Consider the following 20,265-nt stretch of genomic DNA (forward strand, 5'->3'; position numbering starts at 1 on the left):
TCGGGTCGGTTGGGTTTCCGAACTCACCCGTCGGCGCGCCGGAGCCACCGGAGGCCCAGTGAGTAGGAAACCCGAACTGAGGGGGAGGGCCGCCCGGCTCGCCCGGCTCTTCCCGGCCGGCCGCGCCCGCGCGGCCCGCACCCCGTTCGTCCTCCTCGTCGTCCTGCTGCTCGGCGGCGGCCTCATCGGGCTGCTGGTGCTCAACTCCGCCCTCAGCGAAGGTTCGTTCAAACTCGACGACCTGCAGAAGCAGACGAAGAGCCTCACCGACGAGGAACAGGCGCTGCAGCGGGACATCGACGCCTACTCGTCCCCCGACGCCCTCCAGCGCCGCGCCCGCGAACTCGGCATGGTCCCCGGCGGCGACCCGGCCTTCCTCGGCTCCGACGGCAAAGTCAAGGGCGTACCGAACGCGGCCAGCCCCGAGCCCGCCTCCTTCGCGCAGCCCGTCGCCCCGGAGGCCCTCCTCACGGCCCCCGGCGCCTCCGTGCCGCCCTCGACCGCCGCGACCCCGTCGTTCCCCTCGGCCGCGCCGACACAGCCGCCCGCGACCCCCGCCCCCTCGGCTCCGGCCCCGGCGGCCGCCCCGGGCGGGGCGGTGCCGCCGCCCGCCACCCTCCAGTCCGCGCCCACCCCGACCCCCGGCAGGTGACGGAAGTGTCCGACAGGGAAGCGCCGCGGCGCCGCGTGCCCGGCCCCGCGAAGCCGCCCCGGCCGCGGGGCACCGTACGGCGGCAGCCCGGGCCCGGTGCCCGTCCGGCCCGCCGGCCGAGCGGGGCCCGGCCCATGCCCCCGCCCGCCCTCCGGCTCGGCAGCCCCCGACCCCGGCTGCGCATGGTCGGCCTCGCGCTCACCCTGGTGCTGCTCGCCTTCGTCGTACGGCTGCTCCAGGTCCAGGCCGTCGACGCGAGCGCGTACGCCGCCAAGGCCGAACTGAACCGGTACGTCGTGCACACCCTGGCCGCCGACCGCGGCCAGATCACCGACCGCAACGGTGTGGCCCTCGCCATCAGCGAGGACGCGTACGACATCACGGCCGACCCGACGATGTTCACCGTCAAGCAGCTCAAGATCGACGACGGACCCGAACAGGCCGCCGCGCTGCTCGCGCCGATCCTCGGCCAGGACCAGGCCACGATCGTCAAGAAGCTCAGGCCCGCGAACAAGCTGTCGCGCTACACCCGGCTCGCCACCCGGCAGACCCCGCAGGTCTGGAAGCAGATCAAGGACCTGAAGAGCGCGCTCGCCCAGAAGGCCAAGACCGACAACACCTCGGCCAACGTGCTCGCGGGCGTTTTCGCCGACCCCAGCAGCCAGCGCGTGTACCCCAACGGCGAGCTGGCCGCCGGGATACTGGGCTGGGTCAACGCCGAGGGCCAGGGCGGCGGCGGCATCGAGCAGGAGCTGAACAAGCAGCTGTCCGGCAAGGCCGGCAAGATCCGCTACGCCCAGTCCGGCGGCCGCGAGGTGCCCACCGCGGGCTCGACGGAGACGCCCGCCGTGCCCGGCAGCGACGTCGAGCTCACCATCGACCGCGACATCCAGTGGGCCGCCCAGAACGCCATCACCGAGCAGGTCGAGAAGTCCAAGGCGGACCGCGGCTACGTCATCGTCCAGGACACCCGCACCGGCGAGATCCTGGCCATGGCCAACGCGCCCGGCTTCGACCCGAACGACCTGTCGAAGGCCGACGGAGCGGCCATGGGCAACCCGGCCGTCCAGGACGCCTACGAGCCCGGCTCCACCGCCAAGGTGATGTCGATGGCGGCGGTGCTGGAGCAGAACGCGGCCACCCCGCTCACCCACGTCGTCGTACCGAACCGGCTGCACCGCGGCGACCGCCTCTTCCAGGACGACATGGACCACAACACCTGGCACCTCACGCTCAACGGCGTGCTCGCCAGGTCCAGCAACATCGGTACCATCCTCGCCACCGGCCAGCTGGGCAAGACCCAGCCGGAGGCCAACAAGGTCCTCTACTCGTACCTGCGCAAGTTCGGCATCGGCGGCCCCACCGGGCTCGGCTTCCCCGGCGAGACCAGGGGCATCCTCGCGCCCGCCGGCAAGTGGTCGACGTCGCAGCAGTACACGGTTCCTTTCGGCCAGGGCTTCTCCCTGAGCGCCATGCAGGCCGCCTCCGTGTACTCGACGATCGCCAACGGCGGTGTCCGCGTCGAGCCGACCCTGGTGCGCGGCACCGAGGGCGCCGACGGCCGCTTCACCCCCGCCGCGCAGCCCCAGAAAACGCGCGTGGTCAGCGAGAAGACGGCCAGGACGCTCGCCCAGATGCTGGAGTCCGTCGTGGACGACGAGCACGGCACCGGCGTCAAGGCCCGCATTCCCGGCTACCGGGTCGCGGGCAAGACGGGTACGGCCAACCGCGTGGATCCGGCCACCGGCCGCTACCGCGGCTACACCTCGTCGTTCGCCGGATTCGCACCCGCGGACAACCCGCGGATCACCGTCTACTGCGCGATCCAGAACGCCACGTCCGGCAGCTACTACGGCGGCCAGATCTGCGGACCCATCTACAAGCAGGTGATGGAGTTCGCCCTGAAGACCCTCCAGGTCCCGCCGACCGGGGCGAAGCCGGCGAACCTGCCCGTCGAATACAAGCCCTGATCAGCCCGCCCCGCACCACCGGAACACCACCAGGAACGAGCCCGTGAGAACGATCACCCCCGATTCCGGGAACCAAGGCGCCGCAGAGCCCTCACTTCGCTCCGGAGCGGGTGCGCCCGGTACGCTCACCGCCGTGCCACACGCTGATCAGTCCCAAACCACCCAGAAGGGCGCTTCCGTGACATATCCGGGACCGCCGCGACCGGTTCAGGTCTCCGCCACACCCCTCGCGGAGCTGGCCGATCAGCTGGGTGCCGCCGCCCCGGACAGCGCCGCCGAGGTCACGGGGATCACCCACGACTCGCGCGCCGTCCGCCCCGGAGACGTGTACGCCGCCCTTCCGGGGGCCCGCCTGCACGGCGCCGACTTCGTGACCCAGGCCGCCGGCCTCGGCGCGGTCGCCGTGCTGACCGACCCGACGGGCGCCGAGCGCGCCGCGGCGACCGGACTGCCGGTCCTGGTCGTGGCGGACCCGCGCGGGCGGATGGGCGAACTGGCGGCGACGATCTACGGCCACCCCGGCCGCGACCTGCTCCAGATCGGCATCACCGGCACCTCCGGCAAGACCACCACCGCCTACCTGGTCGAGGGCGGCCTCAAGACCACCCGCGACACCGGACTCATCGGCACCGTCGAGATGCGCATCGGCGAGGAGCGCATCAAGTCCGAGCGCACCACCCCCGAAGCCACCGACCTGCAGGCCCTGTTCGCCGTCATGCGCGAACGCGGCGTCGAGGCGGTCGCCATGGAGGTCTCCAGCCACGCCCTGGTCCTCGGCCGGGTCGACGGCTGCGTCTTCGACATCGCCGTGTTCAACAACCTCAGCCCGGAGCACATGGAGTTCCACTCCGACATGGAGGACTACTTCCGGGCCAAAGCGCAGCTGTTCACGCCGAAACGCAGCAAACTCGGTGTGATCAACGCGGACGACGAGTACGGCCGCCGGCTCGCCGAGGAGGCGACCGTCCCGGTCGTCACCTTCTCCGCCGAGGGCCACCCCGACGCCGACTGGCGCGCCCAGGACGTCGAGGTCGGCCCCATGGACTCGACGTTCACCGTCGTCGGCCCCCAGGGCGAGCGCGTCCACGCCAAGTCGCCGCTGCCGGGCCCCTTCAACGTGGCGAACACCCTCGCCGCCATCGTCGCCCTCGCCGTGGCCGGCCTCGACCCGCAGGTCGCCGCGGACGGCGTCGCCGCCGTACCGGGGGTCCCCGGCCGCCTGGAGCGGGTGGACGCCGGGCAGCCCTACCTCGCGGTCGTCGACTACGCGCACAAGACCGACGCCGTCGAGTCGGTGCTCAAGGCGCTGCGCAAGGTCACCAAGGGCCGGCTGCACGTCGTTCTCGGCTGCGGCGGCGACCGCGACCAGACCAAGCGCGCCCCGATGGGTGCCGCAGCGGCCCGGCTCTCCGACACGGCCGTACTGACCTCCGACAACCCCCGCTCCGAGGACCCGCTCGCGATCCTCGCGACCATGCTCCAGGGCGCGGCCTCCGTGCCCGCGCACGAGCGCGGCGAGGTGCTCCTGTTCGAGGACCGGGCCGCCGCGATCGAGGCCGCCGTGGGCCGGGCACAGCCCGGCGACACCGTGCTGGTCGCGGGCAAGGGCCACGAGCAGGGCCAGGACATCGCCGGCGTGATCCGTCCCTTCGACGACCGCCAGGTGCTTCGCGAAGCTATCCAGAAGACCCAGGGATGAACTTGTGATCGCCCTCTCCCTCGCCGAGATCGCAGCAGTCGTCGGCGGGCAGACGCACGACATACCGGATCCGTCCGTCCAGGTCACCGGACCGGTCGTACGGGACTCCCGCGAGGTGGTGCCAGGCACCCTGTTCGCCGCCTTCGTCGGCGAGCGCGTGGACGGCCACGACTTCGCGCAGGCCGTCGTGGAGGCGGGCGCGGTCGCCGTACTGGCGTCGCGTCCCGTCGGCGTGCCCGCGATCGTCGTGGACGACGTCCAGACCGCCCTCGGCGCCCTCGCCCGCCATGTCGTACGACGGCTCGGCGCGACCCTCGTCGCGCTGACCGGCTCGGCCGGCAAGACCAGCACCAAGGACCTCATCGCCCAGGTGCTCCGGAGCAAGGCGCCGACCGTGTTCACGCCCGGCTCGCTCAACAACGAGATCGGGCTGCCGCTGACCGCCCTGTCCGCCACCGAGGACACCAGGTTCCTCGTCCTGGAGATGGGCGCGCGCGGCATCGGCCACATCCGCTACCTCACCGGCCTCACCCCGCCGAAGATCGGCCTGGTGCTCAACGTCGGCACCGCCCACATCGGCGAGTTCGGCGGCCGTGAACAGATCGCGCAGGCCAAGGGCGAGCTGGTGGAGACGCTGCCCGAGGACGGAGCCGCGATCCTCAACGCCGACGACCCGTTGGTCCGTGCCATGGCCTCCCGTACCAAGGCGAAGGTGGTCCTTTTCGGAGAGTCGGCCGAAGCGGACGTACGCGCCGAGAACGTGCGACTCACGGACAGCGGACAGCCCGCCTTCAGGCTTCACACACCCTCCGGTGCAAGCGATGTGACCATGCGCCTGTACGGTGAGCACCACGTGTCGAACGCGCTCGCCGCGGCCGCCGTCGCCCATGAGCTGGGCCTGTCCGCGGAAGAGATCGCCACCGCGCTCTCCGAGGCGGGCTCCCTCTCCCGCTGGCGGATGGAGGTCACCGAGCGCCCGGACGGCGTGACCATCGTCAACGACGCCTACAACGCCAACCCCGAGTCCATGCGGGCCGCCCTCAGGGCGCTCGCGGCCATGGGCAAGGGGCGCCGCACGTGGGCGGTGCTCGGCAAGATGGCCGAGCTGGGGGACGAGGCGCTCGCCGAGCACGACGCCGTCGGACGGCTCGCCGTCCGGCTCAACGTCAGCAAGCTCGTCGCGGTCGGGGGGATTGAGGCCTCCTGGCTGCAACTGGGCGCATATAACGAGGGTTCGTGGGGTGAGGAGTCGGTGCACGTGTCCGACGCACAGGCGGCGGTCGACCTGTTGCGCAGCGAGTTGCGCCCAGGGGACGTCGTGCTCGTGAAGGCGTCCCGTTCGGTGGGGCTCGAAAGCGTCGCCCAGGCGCTCGTCGAGGCCGGTGCCGAGGGTGAGGTTGCCGCCCGATGATGAAGCAGATCCTGTTCTCGGGAGTCATCGGCCTCTTCCTGACCCTGATCGGGACCCCGCTGCTGATCAAGCTGCTGGCCCGCAAGGGGTACGGCCAGTACATCCGTGACGACGGCCCGCGCGAGCACGCCAGCAAGCGCGGTACGCCCACCATGGGTGGTATCGCCTTCATCCTGGCGACGATCGCCGCGTACTTCCTGAGCAAGCTCATCACCGGCTACCCGCCCACCTACTCCGGCCTGCTGGTGCTCGGCCTGATGTTCGGCATGGGTCTGGTCGGCTTCCTGGACGACTACATCAAGATCGTCAAGCGGCGTTCGCTGGGTCTGCGGGCCAAGGCCAAGATGGCCGGCCAGCTGATCGTCGGCATCTCCTTCGCGGTGCTGTCGCTGATGTTCGCCGACGCCCGGGGCAACACTCCGGCCTCCACCAAGCTGTCGTTCATCACGGACTTCGGCTGGTCCATCGGCCCGGTGCTGTTCGTCGTCTGGGCGCTGTTCATGATCCTGGCGATGTCGAACGGCGTGAACCTCACCGACGGTCTGGACGGCCTCGCCACCGGCGCCTCCGTCCTCGTCTTCGGCGCCTACACGTTCATCGGCGTCTGGCAGTTCCAGGAGTCCTGCGCCAACGCGGGCACCCTGACCAACCCGGCCGCCTGCTACGAGGTGCGCGACCCGCTGGACCTCGCCGTGATCGCCTCCGCCCTGATGGGCGCCTGCCTGGGCTTCCTGTGGTGGAACACCTCGCCGGCGAAGATCTTCATGGGCGACACCGGTTCGCTCGCCCTCGGTGGTGTCCTGACGGGCCTGGCCATCCTCTCCCGCACGGAGCTGCTGGTGGCCATCATGGGCGGCCTGTTCGTCCTCATCACCATGTCGGTCGTCATCCAGGTCGGCTCCTTCCGGCTCACCGGCAGGCGCGTCTTCCGGATGGCGCCACTCCAGCACCACTTCGAACTCAAGGGCTGGTCCGAAGTCCTGGTGGTGGTCCGCTTCTGGATCATCCAGGGAATCTGTGTGATTGTCGGACTTGGCCTCTTCTATGCGGGATGGGCAGCGGACAAGTGACCTCCTCGGTGCCTTCTGAGCCTTCTGACTTCCAGGGCAAGCACGTCACCGTCGCCGGGCTCGGCGTCTCCGGCGTCCCGGCGGCGAAAGTGCTGCACGCGCGCGGGGCGATCGTCACGGTCGTCAACGACGGCGACGACGCACGCGCGCGTGAGCAGGCCGCGGAGCTGGAGGCGCTCGGCATCACCGTGCGCCTCGGCGACGGCGCTACCCTGCCCGAGGGCACCGAGCTGATCGTCACCGCGCCCGGCTGGAAGCCGGACAAGCCGCTGTTCCTCGCGGCCGAGCAGGCGGGCGTGCCCGTCTGGGGCGACGTGGAGCTGGCCTGGCGCCTGCGGGGCCCCGACGCGGCCCCCTGGCTGGCCGTGACCGGCACCAACGGCAAGACCACCACCGTCCAGATGCTGGCGTCGATCCTGAGGGCCGCGGGCCTGCGCACGGCCGCCGTCGGCAACATCGGCGTCTCCCTGCTGGACGCGGTCCTCGGCGAGGAGCGGTACGACGTCCTGGCCGTCGAACTGTCCAGCTACCAGCTCCACTGGGCGCCCTCCCTGCGCGCCCACTCCGCGGTCGTCCTGAACCTCGCCCCGGACCACCTCGACTGGCACGGCTCCATGGAGGCGTACGCCGCCGACAAGGGCCGCATCTACGAAGGCAATCGGGTCGCCTGCGTCTACAACGTGGCCGACAAGCTCACCGAGGACCTGGTGCGCGAGGCGGACGTGGAGGAGGGCTGCCGCGCCATCGGCTTCACCCTCGGCACCCCGGGCCCCTCCCAACTCGGCGTCGTGGACGGCATCCTGATCGACCGCGCCTTCGTGGAGAACCGCCACAAGAACGCGCAGGAGCTGGCCGAGGTCTTCGACGTCAACCCGCCGGCCCCGCACAACATCGCCAACGCCCTTGCCGCCGCGGGCCTCGCGCGCGCCTTCGGGGTGCCCGCCAAGGCCGTACGCGACGGCCTCAGGGCCTTCAGGCCGGACGCCCACCGCATCGCGCACGTCGCCGACATCGACGGGGTGGCGTACGTGGACGACTCCAAGGCGACCAACACCCATGCCGCGGAAGCCTCGTTGGCGGCATATGAGCCGATCGTATGGATTGCGGGCGGTCTGGCGAAGGGCGCGACCTTCGACGAGCTGGTCGCCAAGTCGGCAAAGCGACTTCGCGGTGCCGTCCTGATCGGCGCCGATCGTGCCCTGATCCGCGAGGCCCTCGCGCGACACGCCCCGGAAGTACCCGTCGTCGACCTCGAACGGGCCGACACTGGGGCGATGCTCCAGGCGGTGACGGAGGCGAAGCGGCTCGCGCAGCCCGGCGACACGGTGCTGCTGGCCCCGGCCTGCGCCTCCATGGACATGTTCACCAACTACAACCAGCGCGGTGACGCGTTCGCGGAGGCGGTCCGCGAACTCGGAGCGGGCGCCTGACGGCGGGTCTCACCCCCTGGGTGCTTCGGGACCCTTGGAGGGACGCGTGAGGCGGATGTGGCTCGGGTTTGGTCGGCGGGTGCGAGGAGCTGGTGATGCCCAGTAGCCGTACAGGCCGTCCTCCTGTTCAGCGCGCCGCCAGAAGGCCCACGGCACCCCGGCCGTCGGGCGACAACCCGTTCCTGCGGCTCTACATGCGCGCGCGCAAGGCCTGGGACCGGCCGCTGACCGCCTACTACCTGATCCTCGGCGGCAGCTTGCTGATCACCGTGCTGGGCCTGGTGATGGTCTACTCGGCCTCCCAGATCACCGCGCTGCAGCTGTCGCTGCCGGGGTCGTACTTCTTCCGCAAGCAGTTCCTCGCCGCGCTCATCGGCAGCGGACTGCTGTTCGCCGCCTCCCGTATGCCGGTGAAGCTGCACCGCGCACTCGCCTACCCGATCCTCGCCGGTGCCGTCTTCCTGATGGTCCTGGTGCAGGTGCCAGGGATAGGGATGGCGGTCAACGGCAACCAGAACTGGATCTCCCTCGGCGGCTCCTTCCAGATCCAGCCCAGTGAGTTCGGCAAGCTCGCCCTGGTGCTGTGGGGCGCCGACCTGATCGCCCGCAAGCAGGAGAAGAAGCTGCTGACCCAGTGGAAGCACATGCTGGTGCCGCTGGTGCCGGTCGCCTTCCTGCTGCTGGGCCTGATCATGCTCGGCGGCGACATGGGCACCGCGATCATTCTCACGGCGATCCTGTTCGGCCTGCTGTGGCTCGCGGGGGCGCCGACCCGGCTGTTCGCCGGCGTCCTCTCGATCGCCGGTCTGATCGGTGTGGTCCTGATCAAGACCAGCCCCAACCGGATGGCCCGGCTCGCCTGCATCGGCGCCACCGAGCCGAAGTCCGGGGTCGCCGACTGCTGGCAGGCCGTGCACGGGATCTACGCCCTCGCCTCCGGCGGACTCTTCGGATCCGGTCTCGGCGCGAGTGTGGAAAAATGGGGCCAACTACCTGAAGCACACACCGACTTCATTTTCGCCGTCACCGGTGAGGAACTGGGCCTGGCGGGGACGCTGTCGGTGCTCGCCCTGTTCGCGGCTCTAGGCTATGCGGGTATCCGCGTGGCCGGACGCACGGAGGACCCCTTCGTGAGGTACGCCGCGGGAGGCGTGACCACCTGGATCACCACCCAGGCGGTGATCAACATCGGTGCGGTGCTTGGTCTGCTGCCGATCGCCGGTGTCCCCCTCCCGCTGTTTTCCTACGGAGGGTCCGCCCTGCTGCCGACCATGTTCGCCATCGGGCTGCTGATCGCCTTCGCACGCGACGAGCCCGCTGCGCGGGCGGCGCTTGCGATGCGGCAACCTCGCTTTGGTAGAAAGCGGGCTGGAGGCGCCAGGATGGATCGGGGGCCTCGGAGATGGAACACGATGCGACGGCGTGCCTCGGTGGCGCGTTCGTCCGGAGAGCGGTGAATTTCGGTGCATGTCGTACTCGCTGGTGGGGGGACCGCCGGCCACATCGAGCCCGCGCTCGCCCTCGCGGACGCCCTGCGCAGGCAGGATCCGACCGTGGGGATCACGGCCCTGGGCACGGAACGCGGACTTGAGACCCGACTCGTCCCGGAGCGCGGCTACGAGCTGGCGCTGATCCCCGCCGTGCCGCTGCCCCGCAAGCCCACGCCCGAACTGATCACCGTTCCGGGCCGGCTGCGCGGCACGATCAAGGCCGCAGAGCAGATCCTGGAGCGCACCAAGGCCGACTGCGTGGTCGGCTTCGGCGGCTACGTCGCCCTGCCCGGCTACCTGGCCGCCAAGCGCCTCGGGGTGCCCATCGTGATCCACGAGGCCAACGCGCGGCCCGGCCTGGCGAACAAGATCGGCTCGCGGTACGCGGCCCGGGTCGCCGTCTCCACTCCGGACAGCAAGCTGCGCGACGCCCGCTACATCGGCATTCCGCTGCGCCGCTCCATCGCGACCCTGGACCGCGCCGCCGCCCGCCCCGAGGCCCGCGCCCGGTTCGGCCTCGACCCGAACCTGCCCACGCTGCTCGTCTCCGGCGGTTCGCAGGGTGCCCGGCGCCTCAACGAGGTCGTCCAGCAGGTCGCTCCCTGGCTGCAGCAGGCCGGCATCCAGATCCTGCACGCGGTCGGCCCGAAGAACGAACTGCCGCAGGTGCAGCAGATGCCGGGAATGCCCCCCTACATCCCGGTAAGTTACCTGGACCGGATGGACCTCGCGTACGCCGCGGCCGACCTGATGCTCTGCCGCGCGGGCGCGATGACCGTCGCCGAACTCTCCGCCGTCGGGCTCCCGGCCGCCTACGTCCCGCTGCCCATCGGCAACGGCGAACAGCGGCTGAACGCCCAGCCGGTGGTGAAGGCCGGCGGCGGACTCCTCGTCGACGACGCGGAGCTGACCCCCGAGTGGGTGCAGCAGAACGTCCTGCCCGTGCTCGCCGACCCGCACCGGCTGTACGAGATGTCACGCGCGGCAAGCGAGTTCGGTCGCCGGGACGCCGACGAGCTGCTGGTCGGCATGGTGTACGAGGCGATCGCCTCGCGCCGATAGGACTGTATGACGAAGGGGCAGTGAGCGTGGCCGGACCGACGACCGCCGAGCGCGGTGAACGCCAGCAGGAGTCGTCCGGCCCGCCGCTCGCGCGGAGGTTGAGGAGACTCCGCCTTCGTACGATCGTCATTCTGGCGGTCGCCCTGGTGCTCCTCGGGGCGGGTTCCGCTTGGGTGTTGTACGGCTCCTCGTGGCTGCGTGTGCAGCGCGTCTCGGTCTCGGGCACCCGTGTCCTGACCCCGGCCGACGTGCGCGAGGCCGCCTCCGTGCCGGTCGGGGACCCGCTGATTTCCGTGGACACGGACGCCATCGCGGCCCGACTTCGCCGGAAATTGCCCCGAATTGACACCGTTGATGTCGTCCGTTCCTGGCCGCATGGAATCGGCCTGAAAGTCGTCGAGCGCACCCCGGTGCTACTTGTCCGAAAAGCGGGGAACTTCGTCGAAGTCGACGAGGAAGGTGTCCGTTTCGCCACGGTTTCGCAGGCGCCGAAAGGCGTTCCGACGCTGGAATTGACCGCATCCCGCAAGGGTTCCGGTTCCGCCAGCTTCCGGCGTTTCGGCACCGACCGGCTGGTGCGCGAGGCGGTCCAGGTCGGCGGCGACCTGCCGGCCGCTGTCGCCCGGGACACCCGGACCGTCCAAGTCCGTTCCTACGACGACATCTCGCTGGAGTTGGGCGACGGCCGCACCGTGGCATGGGGGAGCGGCGAGAACGGCCGCGCCAAGGCACGGGCCCTCACGGCTCTCATGAAAGCAGCTCCCGGTGCGCGGCACTTCGATGTCAGCGTCCCCACCGCCCCTGCGTCATCGGGGAGTTGACGCACATCAGCGCAGGCCAGCACCCTGGTTGGGCACTGCTACGGCTGATCACATAGGGTGAAAAGAAAAACGGGAGGTTCGGCGTGTTCGTTGAACGGGCGCCACTTGTCGACTTAGTGTCCTGTTCAGAAGACTCCAGGGAACAGACACACTGGTAACCCTAAACTTCAGGGTTAGGGTTCGGGTCGGCGTTCGGACCGTCCCATTCGGCATCCGTCGTCCCGGTGCGGGGAACCGCCCGGTGGCGACAACGTAATTCGAGGCGAGAGGCCTTCGACGTGGCAGCACCGCAGAACTACCTCGCAGTCATCAAGGTCATCGGTGTCGGCGGCGGTGGTGTCAATGCCATCAACCGGATGATCGAGGTCGGTCTCAAGGGTGTCGAGTTCATCGCCATCAACACCGACGCACAGGCGCTGTTGATGAGCGACGCCGACGTCAAGCTCGACGTCGGCCGCGAACTCACCCGCGGACTCGGCGCCGGAGCCAACCCGGCCGTCGGCCGCAAGGCCGCCGAGGACCACCGCGAGGAGATCGAGGAGGTTCTCAAGGGGGCCGACATGGTCTTCGTGACGGCCGGTGAAGGCGGCGGCACCGGCACCGGCGGCGCGCCCGTCGTGGCCAACATCGCGCGCTCGCTGGGCGCCCTCACCATCGGCGTGGTCACGCGCCCGTTCACCTTCGAGGGACGGCGCCGCGCGAACCAGGCCGAGGACGGCATCGCCGAGCTGCGCGAAGAGGTCGACACCCTCATCGTCATCCCGAACGACCGGCTGCTGTCCATCTCGGACCGCCAGGTCTCGGTCCTGGACGCCTTCAAGTCCGCCGACCAGGTCCTGCTCTCCGGTGTTCAGGGCATCACCGACCTCATCACCACCCCCGGTCTGATCAACCTCGACTTCGCCGACGTCAAGTCGGTCATGTCCGAGGCCGGCTCGGCCCTGATGGGCATCGGCTCGGCCCGCGGCGACGACCGCGCGGTGGCCGCCGCCGAGATGGCGATCTCCTCGCCGCTCCTCGAGGCCTCCATCGACGGCGCCCGGGGCGTCCTGCTCTCCATCTCCGGCGGCTCCGACCTCGGCCTGTTCGAGATCAACGAGGCCGCGCAGCTGGTCAGCGAGGCCGCCCACCCCGAGGCCAACATCATCTTCGGCGCGGTCATCGACGACGCCCTCGGCGACGAGGTGCGGGTCACCGTGATCGCGGCCGGCTTCGACGGCGGCCAGCCGCCGGCCCGCCGGGACAACGTTCTCGGCTCGGCCTCCTCCTCGGCCCCGGCCCGCCGCGAGGAGCCCGCTCCGGTACGGCAGCCGGAGAGCCGCCCGTCCTTCGGCTCGCTGGGCAGCGTGACCCCGAAGGAGGAGCCGGAGCCGACGCCCGAGCCGGTGGCCGACGTCCCGGCCGCCCCGCCGGTCCCGTCGTCGCGGAACTACTCGGACAGCGCGGCCGAGGAACTGGACGTCCCGGACTTTCTGAAGTGATAGGACAGCGCGAGAGCGTGAGCGGCGCGCACTTCGCCTTCACCGACCGGTGGGGTGGGGTGAGCGCCGCTCCGTATGAGGAGCTCAACCTCGGCGGCGCGGTCGGGGACGATCCCGCGGCCGTGCGGGAGAACCGGGAGCTGGCCGCGAAGGCGCTCGGGCTGGACGCCGGGCGGGTTGTCTGGATGAACCAGGTGCACGGCGCCGACGTGGCCGTCGTGGATGCGCCCTGGGGTGAACGGCCCGTACCGGAGGTCGACGCGATCGTCACCGTCCGCCGGGGACTCGCCCTGGCCGTCCTCACCGCCGACTGCGTGCCGGTGCTGCTGGCCGACCCCGTCGCCGGGGTCGTGGCCGCGGCGCATGCCGGGCGGCCCGGCATGGTCAAGGGGATCGTTTCCGCTGCCGTACGGGCCATGGCCGAACTCGGCGCCGAGCCGGGCCGGATCGTCGCCCGTACCGGACCGGCCGTCTGCGGCCGGTGCTACGAGGTGCCGGAGCAGATGCGCGCCGAAGTGGCCGCCGTCGAGCCGACGGCGCACGCCGAGACGAGCTGGGGCACACCCGCGGTCGACGTGAGCGCCGGAGTGCACGCACAGCTCGACCGGCTCGGGGTGTGCGACCGGGCGCACTCGCCGGTGTGCACGCTGGAGTCGGGCGATCACTTCTCGTACCGCCGTGACCGCACCACCGGGCGGCTCGCGGGCTATGTCTGGCTGGACTGATGGGGCATGACGGACCGTAAGACCGAACTCGCCGCAAATCTGGCGAAAGTCGAGCAGCGCATCGCCGCCGCGTGCGCGGCGGCCGGGCGGGGGCGGGAAGAGGTGACCCTGATCGTGGTCACCAAGACCTACCCGGCGAGTGATGTGCGGATTCTGTCGGAACTCGGTGTGCGTCATGTCGCCGAGAACCGGGACCAGGACGCGGCACCGAAGGCCGCGGCTTGTGCGGATCTGCCCCTGAATTGGCATTTTGTCGGTCAGTTGCAGACCAACAAGGTGCGTTCCGTGGTCGGTTACGCCGATGTCGTGCAGTCCATCGACCGTGCGCGACTCGTCACCGCGCTGTCGAAGGAGGCCGTGCGGGTGGAGCGCGAGGTGGGGTGTCTCATCCAGGTCGCGCTCGACGCCGGCGAGAGCCTGCGGGGCGAGCGCGGTGGCGTGGCGCCCGGCGGAATCGAAGAGTTGGCCGACCTCGTGGCCGGTTCGCCCGGATTGCGGCTCGACGGACTGATGACCGTCGCTCCGCTCACCGGGGAGTACGCGGGACGCGAACAGGCGGCATTCGAGCGGCTCATGGATTTGTCGACTGACCTGCGCCGAGCCCATCCGGCTGCAACCATGGTGTCGGCAGGGATGAGTGCGGACCTCGAACAGGCCGTGGCCGCCGGGGCGACACATGTGCGCGTCGGCACCGCGGTACTCGGAGTCCGCCCCAGGCTCGGGTAACGTCGCCAAGAAGTCGGACCACAGCAGAAAATATGGTCAATGCCTGTGAAGGCGGGCGCAACGACCTCGTGGATCGCGGGCACTTGGCAGTAGTCAGTCGATCCACCACAGAGCGGAGGACTCAGAGCATGGCCGGCGCGATGCGCAAGATGGCGGTCTACCTCGGCCTCGTGGAGGACGATGGGTACGACGGCCGCGGATTCGATCCCGATGACGACTTCGAGCCCGAACTGGACCCGGAGCCCGAGCGGGACCACCGACGGCATGAATCGTCACACCAGTCGCACAGTGCACATCAGTCCCAAAGGGACGAAGAGGTGCGAATCGTGCAGCCGCCCGCACCGCGTGAACCGGTGGCCCGTTCGACTTCGCTCGCCGCGGAATCCGGACGTCCGGCGCGCATCGCGCCCGTGGCATCCATCACACAAGAACGTCAGTCCCTGGAGAAGAACGCACCGGTGATCATGCCCAAGGTTGTGTCGGAACGAGAGCCTTACCGGATCACCACGCTTCACCCGCGGACGTACAACGAGGCCCGTACCATCGGGGAACACTTCCGTGAGGGCACCCCGGTGATCATGAATCTGACTGAGATGGATGACACAGACGCGAAGCGACTTGTCGACTTTGCGGCCGGTTTGGTGTTTGGTCTTCACGGCAGCATCGAGCGGGTGACGCAGAAGGTATTCCTGTTGTCTCCTGCTAACGTCGATGTCACGGCGGAGGACAAGGCCCGCATCGCAGAGGGCGGGTTCTTCAACCAGAGCTGAGACGCACCACCGGAAAGAAGCACGGAACAGGGGAGAGGGAAGTCCAGGCCATGAGCGTGTTCGCGCAGGTGATCTACATCGCGCTGATGGTGTTCCTCGTTGTGCTCATCTTCCGGCTGGTCATGGACTATGTCTTCCAGTTCGCCCGCTCGTGGCAACCCGGCAAGGCGATGGTGGTCGTCCTTGAGGCCACCTACACTGTCACCGATCCACCGCTGAAGCTTCTGCGGCGGTTCATCCCGCCGCTGCGTCTCGGGGGCGTGGCGCTCGACCTGTCCTTCTTCGTACTGATGATCATCGTCTACATCCTCATCTCCGTTGTGCAGAGCTTCTTGTGATGAGAGTGGACGATACGGTCTTGCCGACTGCCGATGACTACGTTGAGGTGAAGAGATGCCGTTGACCCCCGAGGACGTGCGGAACAAGCAGTTCACGACCGTCCGCCTCCGAGAAGGCTATGACGAGGACGAGGTCGATGCCTTCCTCGACGAGGTCGAAGCCGAACTGACCCGTCTACTCCGCGAGAACGAGGACCTGCGCGCCAAGCTGGCCGCGGCCACGCGCGCTGCTGCCCAGAACCAGCAGAACATGCGCAAGCCTCCCGAGCCGCAGGATCAGCAGCCTGGCATGCCTCAGCAGGGTATGCGAGGTCCCGGCGCTCCGGTGCCCGCCGGCATATCGGGCCCGCCGCAGCAGCAGATGGGTGGCCCCATGGGTGGTCCGCCCCAGCTGCCGAGCGGTGCCCCGCAGCTGCCCGCCGGTCCCGGCGGTCAGGGCGGCCCGCAGGGTCCCGGCCCGATGGGCCAGGGTCCGATGGGTCAGGGCCCCATGGGTGGTCAGCCGCCCATGCCGCAGCAGATGGGCGGCCCCATGGGCGGTCCGATGGGCGGCCCCGGTCAGGGCCCCGGTGGCGACAGCGCCGCCCGTGTCCTCTCGCTGGCTCAGCAGACCGCCGACCAGGCGATCGCCGAGGCCCGCTCCGAGGCCAACAAGATCGTCGGCGAGGCCCGCAGCCGCGCCGAGGGTCTGGAGCGTGACGCCCGTGCCAAGGCGGACGCGCTGGAGCGGGACGCGCAGGAGAAGCACCGCGTCGCCATGGGCTCCCTGGAGTCCGCGCGCGCCACGCTGGAGCGCAAGGTCGAGGACCTGCGCGGCTTCGAGCGCGAGTACCGCACGCGTCTGAAGTCCTACCTGGAGTCGCAGCTGCGCCAGCTGGAGACGCAGGCCGACGACTCCCTGGCTCCGCCGCGCACCCCGGCCACCGCCTCCCTCCCGCCGTCCCCGGCGCCCTCCATGGCACCGGCCGGCGCGGGCGCCCCGTCCTACGGCGGCAACCAGCCGATGGGTGGCCCTCCGGCGCCGCCGGCCCCGTCCTACGGCGGCCAGCAGCAGATGACCCCCGCGATGACCCAGCCCATGGCTCCGGTCCGTCCGCAGGGTCCGTCCCCGATGGGCCAGGCGCCCTCGCCGATGCGCGGGTTCCTGATCGACGAGGACGACAACTGACGGGCCGCGGCCACTAGTACGACAACGGCGTCGGCAGCGTTCAACAGGGCGGGGCCCCGGACTTCGGTCCGGGGCCCCGCCCTTTTTACGCGTGTTGCTGCCTCAGGGAAGAAGGGCCCGGCCTCCTAGCCGGAGACCGGGCCCTTCAAACGATCAGCGCTTACGCCTTGCGCAGCCGGAACGTGAGAGACAGCCCCTCGTCGGTGAACGGCTCGCCGAAGCTGTCGTCCGCCTCACCCTGGCCGAAGTCGGTCGACAAGACCTCCTCGGCGATCAGTTCGCTGTGCTCGGTCAGGGCCGCGATGACCGCCGTGTCCGTGGAGGTCCAGCGCAGCGCGATCCGGTCGGCGACGTCCAGGCCGCTGTTCTTGCGGGCCTCCTGGATCAGCCGGATCGCGTCACGGGCCAGGCCCGCCTGCCGCAGCGCCTCGGTGATCTCCAGGTCCAGGGCGACCGTCGCGCCCGAGTCGGACGCCACCGACCAGCCTTCGCGCGGGGTCTCCGTGATGATCACCTCGTCCGGGGCGAGGGCGACCGTCTCCCCGTCGACCTCGACCGACGCCGTGCCCTCGCGCAGGGCCAGGGACAGCGCCGCCGCGTCCGCGTTCGCGACGGCCTTGGCCACGTCCTGGACGCGCTTGCCGAACCGCTTGCCCAGGGCGCGGAAGTTGGCCTTGGCGGTGGTGTCCACCAGCGAGCCGCCGACCTCGGACAGTGACGCCAGTGCGGAGACGTTCAGCTCCTCGGTGATCTGGACGTGCAGCTCGGGGTCCAGGTTCTCGAAGCCGGTGGCGGCGATCAGGGCCCGGGACAGCGGCTGGCGCGTCTTGACGCCCGACTCCGCGCGCGTGGCACGGCCCAGCTCCACCAGCCGGCGGACCAGGACCATCTGCTTCGACAGGTCGGGGTTGATCGCGCCGAGGTCCGCCTCGGGCCAGGAAGCCAGGTGCACCGAATCCGGGGCGCCCGGGGTCACCGGCACCACCAGGTCCTGCCACACCCGCTCGGCGATGAACGGGGTGATCGGGGCCATCAGCTTCGTGACGGTCTCCAGCACCTCGTGCAGCGTGCGCAGCGCGGCCTTGTCGCCCTGCCAGAAGCGGCGGCGCGAGCGGCGGACGTACCAGTTGGACAGGTCGTCGACGAACGCGGAGAGCAGCTTGCCGGCGCGCTGGGTGTCGTACGCCTCCAGCGCCTGGGTCACCTGGTCCGTGAGCGCGTGCAGCTCGGACAGCAGCCAGCGGTCCAGCACCGGGCGGTCGGCCGGGGCCGGGTCCGCGGCGGACGGCGCCCAGTTCGACGTACGGGCGTACAGCGCCTGGAAGGCCACCGTGTTCCAGTACGTGAGGAGCGTCTTGCGGACGACCTCCTGGATGGTGCCGTGGCCCACCCGGCGGGCCGCCCACGGGGAGCCGCCGGCCGCCATGAACCAGCGCACCGCGTCCGCGCCGTGCCGGTCCATGAGCGGGATCGGGTCCAGGGTGTTGCCCAGGTGCTTGGACATCTTGCGGCCGTCCTCGGCGAGGATGTGGCCGAGGCACACGACGTTCTCGTACGACGACTTGTCGAAGACGAGGGTGCCGACGGCCATGAGGGTGTAGAACCACCCGCGCGTCTGGTCGATCGCCTCGGAGATGAACTGCGCCGGGTAGCGGCTCTCGAACAGCTCCTTGTTCTTGTGCGGGTAGCCCCACTGCGCGAACGGCATCGAACCCGAGTCGTACCAGGCGTCGATCACCTCGGGCACGCGCGTGGCGGTCTTGCCGCAGCCGTCGTGACGGCAGGCGAAGGTGACGTCGTCGATGTACGGGCGGTGCGGGTCCAGGCCGGCCTGGTCGGTACCGGTCAGCTCGGTCAGCTCCGCGCGGGAGCCGACGCAGGTGAGGTGGTCGTCCTCGCAGCGCCAGATCGGCAGCGGGGTGCCCCAGTAGCGGTTGCGGGACAGCGCCCAGTCGATGTTGTTGTTCAGCCAGTCGCCGAACCGGCCGTGCTTGACCGTCTCCGGGAACCAGTTGGTCTGCTCGTTCTCCTGGATCAGGCGGTCCTTGACCGCCGTGGTGCGGATGTACCAGGAGGGCTGCGCGTAGTAGAGCAGCGCGGTGTGGCAGCGCCAGCAGTGCGGGTAGCTGTGCTCGTACGGGATGTGCTTGAAGAGCAGACCGCGCTGCTGGAGGTCCTCGGTGAGCTTCTCGTCCGCCTTCTTGAAGAAGACGCCGCCGACCAGCGGGACGTCCTCCTCGAAGGTGCCGTCGGGGCGGACCGGGTTCACGACCGGCAGGCCGTACGAGCGGCAGACCCTGAGGTCGTCCTCACCGAAGGCGGGGGACTGGTGGACCAGACCCGTACCGTCCTCGGTCGTGACGTACTCGGCGTTCACCACATAGTGGGCCGGCTCCGGGAACTCCACCAGCTCGAACGGACGTTGATACGTCCAGCGCTCCATCTCGGCGCCCGTGAAGGACTGGCCGGTGGTCTCCCAGCCCTCGCCGAGCGCCTTGGCGACGAGCGGCTCGGCGACGACGAGCTTCTCCTCGCCGTCGGTCGCGACCACGTAGGTCACCTCGGGGTGCGCGGCGACCGCCGTGTTGGACACCAGGGTCCACGGGGTCGTCGTCCACACCAGGAGCGCGGCTTCGCCGGCGAGCGGTCCGGAGGTGAGCGGGAAACGGACGTACACGGACGGGTCCACGACCGTCTCGTAGCCCTGCGCCAGCTCGTGGTCGGACAGGCCGGTGCCGCAGCGCGGGCACCAGGGGGCGACGCGGTGGTCCTGGACCAGCAGGCCCTTGTTGAAGATCTCCTTCAGCGACCACCAGACGGACTCCACGTACTCGGGGTCCATGGTCCGGTAGGCGTCTTCCAGGTCGACCCAGTAGCCCATGCGGGTCGTCAGGTCGGTGAAGGCGTCGGTGTGCCGGGTCACCGACTCGCGGCACTTGGCGTTGAACTCGGCGATGCCGTACGCCTCGATGTCCTGCTTGCCGGAGAAGCCCAGCTCCTTCTCGACTGCCAGCTCCACCGGGAGGCCGTGGCAGTCCCAGCCGGCCTTGCGGGCCACGTGGTAGCCGCGCATGGTGCGGAAGCGGGGGAAGACGTCCTTGAAGACCCGCGCCTCGATGTGGTGGGCGCCGGGCATGCCGTTCGCGGTGGGCGGGCCCTCGTAGAACACCCACTCCGGGCGGCCCTCGGACTGCTCCAGGCTCTTGGCGAAGATCTTCTGGTCGCGCCAGAAGTCGAGCACGGCGTGCTCAAGCGCGGGCAGGTCGACCTGGGCGGGCACCTGGCGGTACGTCGGCGCTGTCATCTGCGAGCATCCTCCAACGGAACTTGCTGCCTTCCGTCGGAGGGACGAGAGCCTTCATTCCTGCTACGCCGTGTGCGGCGCGCTCCCGCGGTACCACCCTCCTTGGCTCCCCGCCGCGCCGTACGCGCCGGTGAGCCCCCTCATTGGG

At 70.1% G+C, this 20,265-nt stretch carries 16 protein-coding genes; 15 read left to right on the top strand and 1 reads right to left on the bottom strand.

Annotation, left to right across the window (positions count from 1 at the left end):
* Positions 1 to 58: 58 nt before the first annotated feature.
* The 15 genes from ACFY3C_RS14215 to ACFY3C_RS14285 all read left to right on the top strand — a co-directional run bounded on the left by ACFY3C_RS14215 (position 59) and on the right by ACFY3C_RS14285 (position 16,813).
* Positions 59 to 652, top strand: a complete 594-nt coding sequence (locus ACFY3C_RS14215; protein ID WP_386574283.1) for a septum formation initiator family protein — start codon at positions 59 to 61, stop codon at positions 650 to 652.
* A 5-nt stretch (positions 653 to 657) separates the two neighbouring features.
* Positions 658 to 2,622, top strand: a complete 1,965-nt coding sequence (locus ACFY3C_RS14220; protein WP_390770926.1) for a penicillin-binding transpeptidase domain-containing protein — start codon at positions 658 to 660, stop codon at positions 2,620 to 2,622.
* Between the two features lie 43 nt (positions 2,623 to 2,665).
* Entirely contained in the window at positions 2,666 to 4,321 is a 1,656-nt protein-coding gene (locus ACFY3C_RS14225) for a UDP-N-acetylmuramoyl-L-alanyl-D-glutamate--2,6-diaminopimelate ligase (protein ID WP_390770927.1), read from the top strand.
* A 4-nt stretch (positions 4,322 to 4,325) separates the two neighbouring features.
* Positions 4,326 to 5,732, top strand: coding sequence for a UDP-N-acetylmuramoyl-tripeptide--D-alanyl-D-alanine ligase (gene murF, locus ACFY3C_RS14230; RefSeq protein WP_386574280.1), 1,407 nt, complete (start codon positions 4,326 to 4,328; stop codon positions 5,730 to 5,732).
* Positions 5,732 to 6,802, top strand: coding sequence for a phospho-N-acetylmuramoyl-pentapeptide-transferase (gene mraY, locus ACFY3C_RS14235; protein WP_386574484.1), 1,071 nt, complete (start codon positions 5,732 to 5,734; stop codon positions 6,800 to 6,802). The genes murF and mraY overlap by 1 nt, the downstream gene beginning before the upstream one ends.
* A complete protein-coding gene (murD, locus tag ACFY3C_RS14240; protein WP_390770928.1) occupies positions 6,784 to 8,232 on the top strand; it encodes a UDP-N-acetylmuramoyl-L-alanine--D-glutamate ligase in 1,449 nt (482 codons plus the stop codon). Before mraY ends, murD begins: the two co-directional genes overlap by 19 nt.
* A 95-nt stretch (positions 8,233 to 8,327) precedes the next feature.
* The gene (ftsW, locus tag ACFY3C_RS14245; RefSeq protein ID WP_390770929.1) at positions 8,328 to 9,689 is read left to right on the top strand and encodes a putative lipid II flippase FtsW; all 1,362 of its coding nucleotides are present in this window, start codon (positions 8,328 to 8,330) and stop codon (positions 9,687 to 9,689) included.
* A gap of 6 nt (positions 9,690 to 9,695) precedes the next feature.
* Positions 9,696 to 10,784, top strand: coding sequence for an undecaprenyldiphospho-muramoylpentapeptide beta-N-acetylglucosaminyltransferase (murG, locus tag ACFY3C_RS14250; protein ID WP_145875226.1), 1,089 nt, complete (start codon positions 9,696 to 9,698; stop codon positions 10,782 to 10,784).
* A gap of 26 nt (positions 10,785 to 10,810) precedes the next feature.
* On the top strand, positions 10,811 to 11,605 hold the full coding sequence (locus ACFY3C_RS14255; protein ID WP_390770930.1) for a cell division protein FtsQ/DivIB: 795 nt from the start codon (positions 10,811 to 10,813) through the stop codon (positions 11,603 to 11,605).
* 278 nt (positions 11,606 to 11,883) lie between these two features.
* Complete coding sequence (gene ftsZ, locus ACFY3C_RS14260; protein WP_386574276.1) at positions 11,884 to 13,086, top strand: cell division protein FtsZ; 1,203 nt, start codon at positions 11,884 to 11,886, stop codon at positions 13,084 to 13,086.
* On the top strand, positions 13,083 to 13,811 hold the full coding sequence (gene pgeF / locus ACFY3C_RS14265) for a peptidoglycan editing factor PgeF (protein WP_390770931.1): 729 nt from the start codon (positions 13,083 to 13,085) through the stop codon (positions 13,809 to 13,811). The genes ftsZ and pgeF overlap by 4 nt, the downstream gene beginning before the upstream one ends.
* Positions 13,812 to 13,817: 6 nt before the next feature.
* On the top strand, positions 13,818 to 14,537 hold the full coding sequence (locus ACFY3C_RS14270; RefSeq protein ID WP_389183697.1) for a YggS family pyridoxal phosphate-dependent enzyme: 720 nt from the start codon (positions 13,818 to 13,820) through the stop codon (positions 14,535 to 14,537).
* Between the two features lie 128 nt (positions 14,538 to 14,665).
* Complete coding sequence (locus tag ACFY3C_RS14275; RefSeq protein ID WP_023551436.1) at positions 14,666 to 15,307, top strand: cell division protein SepF; 642 nt, start codon at positions 14,666 to 14,668, stop codon at positions 15,305 to 15,307.
* Positions 15,308 to 15,357: 50 nt separating this feature from the next.
* The gene (locus ACFY3C_RS14280) at positions 15,358 to 15,645 is read left to right on the top strand and encodes a YggT family protein (RefSeq protein WP_094220204.1); all 288 of its coding nucleotides are present in this window, start codon (positions 15,358 to 15,360) and stop codon (positions 15,643 to 15,645) included.
* Positions 15,646 to 15,700: 55 nt separating this feature from the next.
* On the top strand, positions 15,701 to 16,813 hold the full coding sequence (locus ACFY3C_RS14285) for a DivIVA domain-containing protein (RefSeq protein WP_390770932.1): 1,113 nt from the start codon (positions 15,701 to 15,703) through the stop codon (positions 16,811 to 16,813).
* A 160-nt stretch (positions 16,814 to 16,973) separates the two neighbouring features.
* Here the strand turns inward: ACFY3C_RS14285 and ileS are convergent, their stop codons facing one another.
* Positions 16,974 to 20,117: an isoleucine--tRNA ligase gene (gene ileS, locus ACFY3C_RS14290; RefSeq protein WP_390770933.1), complete on the bottom strand. Its 3,144-nt coding sequence runs from the start codon at positions 20,115 to 20,117 to the stop codon at positions 16,974 to 16,976.
* Positions 20,118 to 20,265: the final 148 nt, after the last annotated feature.

Source organism: Streptomyces sp. NPDC001410, assembly GCF_042895235.1.
Classification (GTDB): Bacteria; Actinomycetota; Actinomycetes; order Streptomycetales; family Streptomycetaceae; genus Streptomyces.

Coding starts and splice junctions, on each gene's coding strand:
- ACFY3C_RS14285 (WP_390770932.1), top strand. CDS start 15,701: ATGCCGTTGACCCCCGAGGACGTGCGGAACAAGCAGTTCACGACCGTC.
- ftsW (WP_390770929.1), top strand. CDS start 8,328: ATGCCCAGTAGCCGTACAGGCCGTCCTCCTGTTCAGCGCGCCGCCAGA.
- ACFY3C_RS14270 (WP_389183697.1), top strand. CDS start 13,818: ATGACGGACCGTAAGACCGAACTCGCCGCAAATCTGGCGAAAGTCGAG.
- mraY (WP_386574484.1), top strand. CDS start 5,732: ATGAAGCAGATCCTGTTCTCGGGAGTCATCGGCCTCTTCCTGACCCTG.
- ACFY3C_RS14275 (WP_023551436.1), top strand. CDS start 14,666: ATGGCCGGCGCGATGCGCAAGATGGCGGTCTACCTCGGCCTCGTGGAG.
- ileS (WP_390770933.1), bottom strand. CDS start 20,117: ATGACAGCGCCGACGTACCGCCAGGTGCCCGCCCAGGTCGACCTGCCC.
- murD (WP_390770928.1), top strand. CDS start 6,784: ATGGGCAGCGGACAAGTGACCTCCTCGGTGCCTTCTGAGCCTTCTGAC.
- ACFY3C_RS14280 (WP_094220204.1), top strand. CDS start 15,358: ATGAGCGTGTTCGCGCAGGTGATCTACATCGCGCTGATGGTGTTCCTC.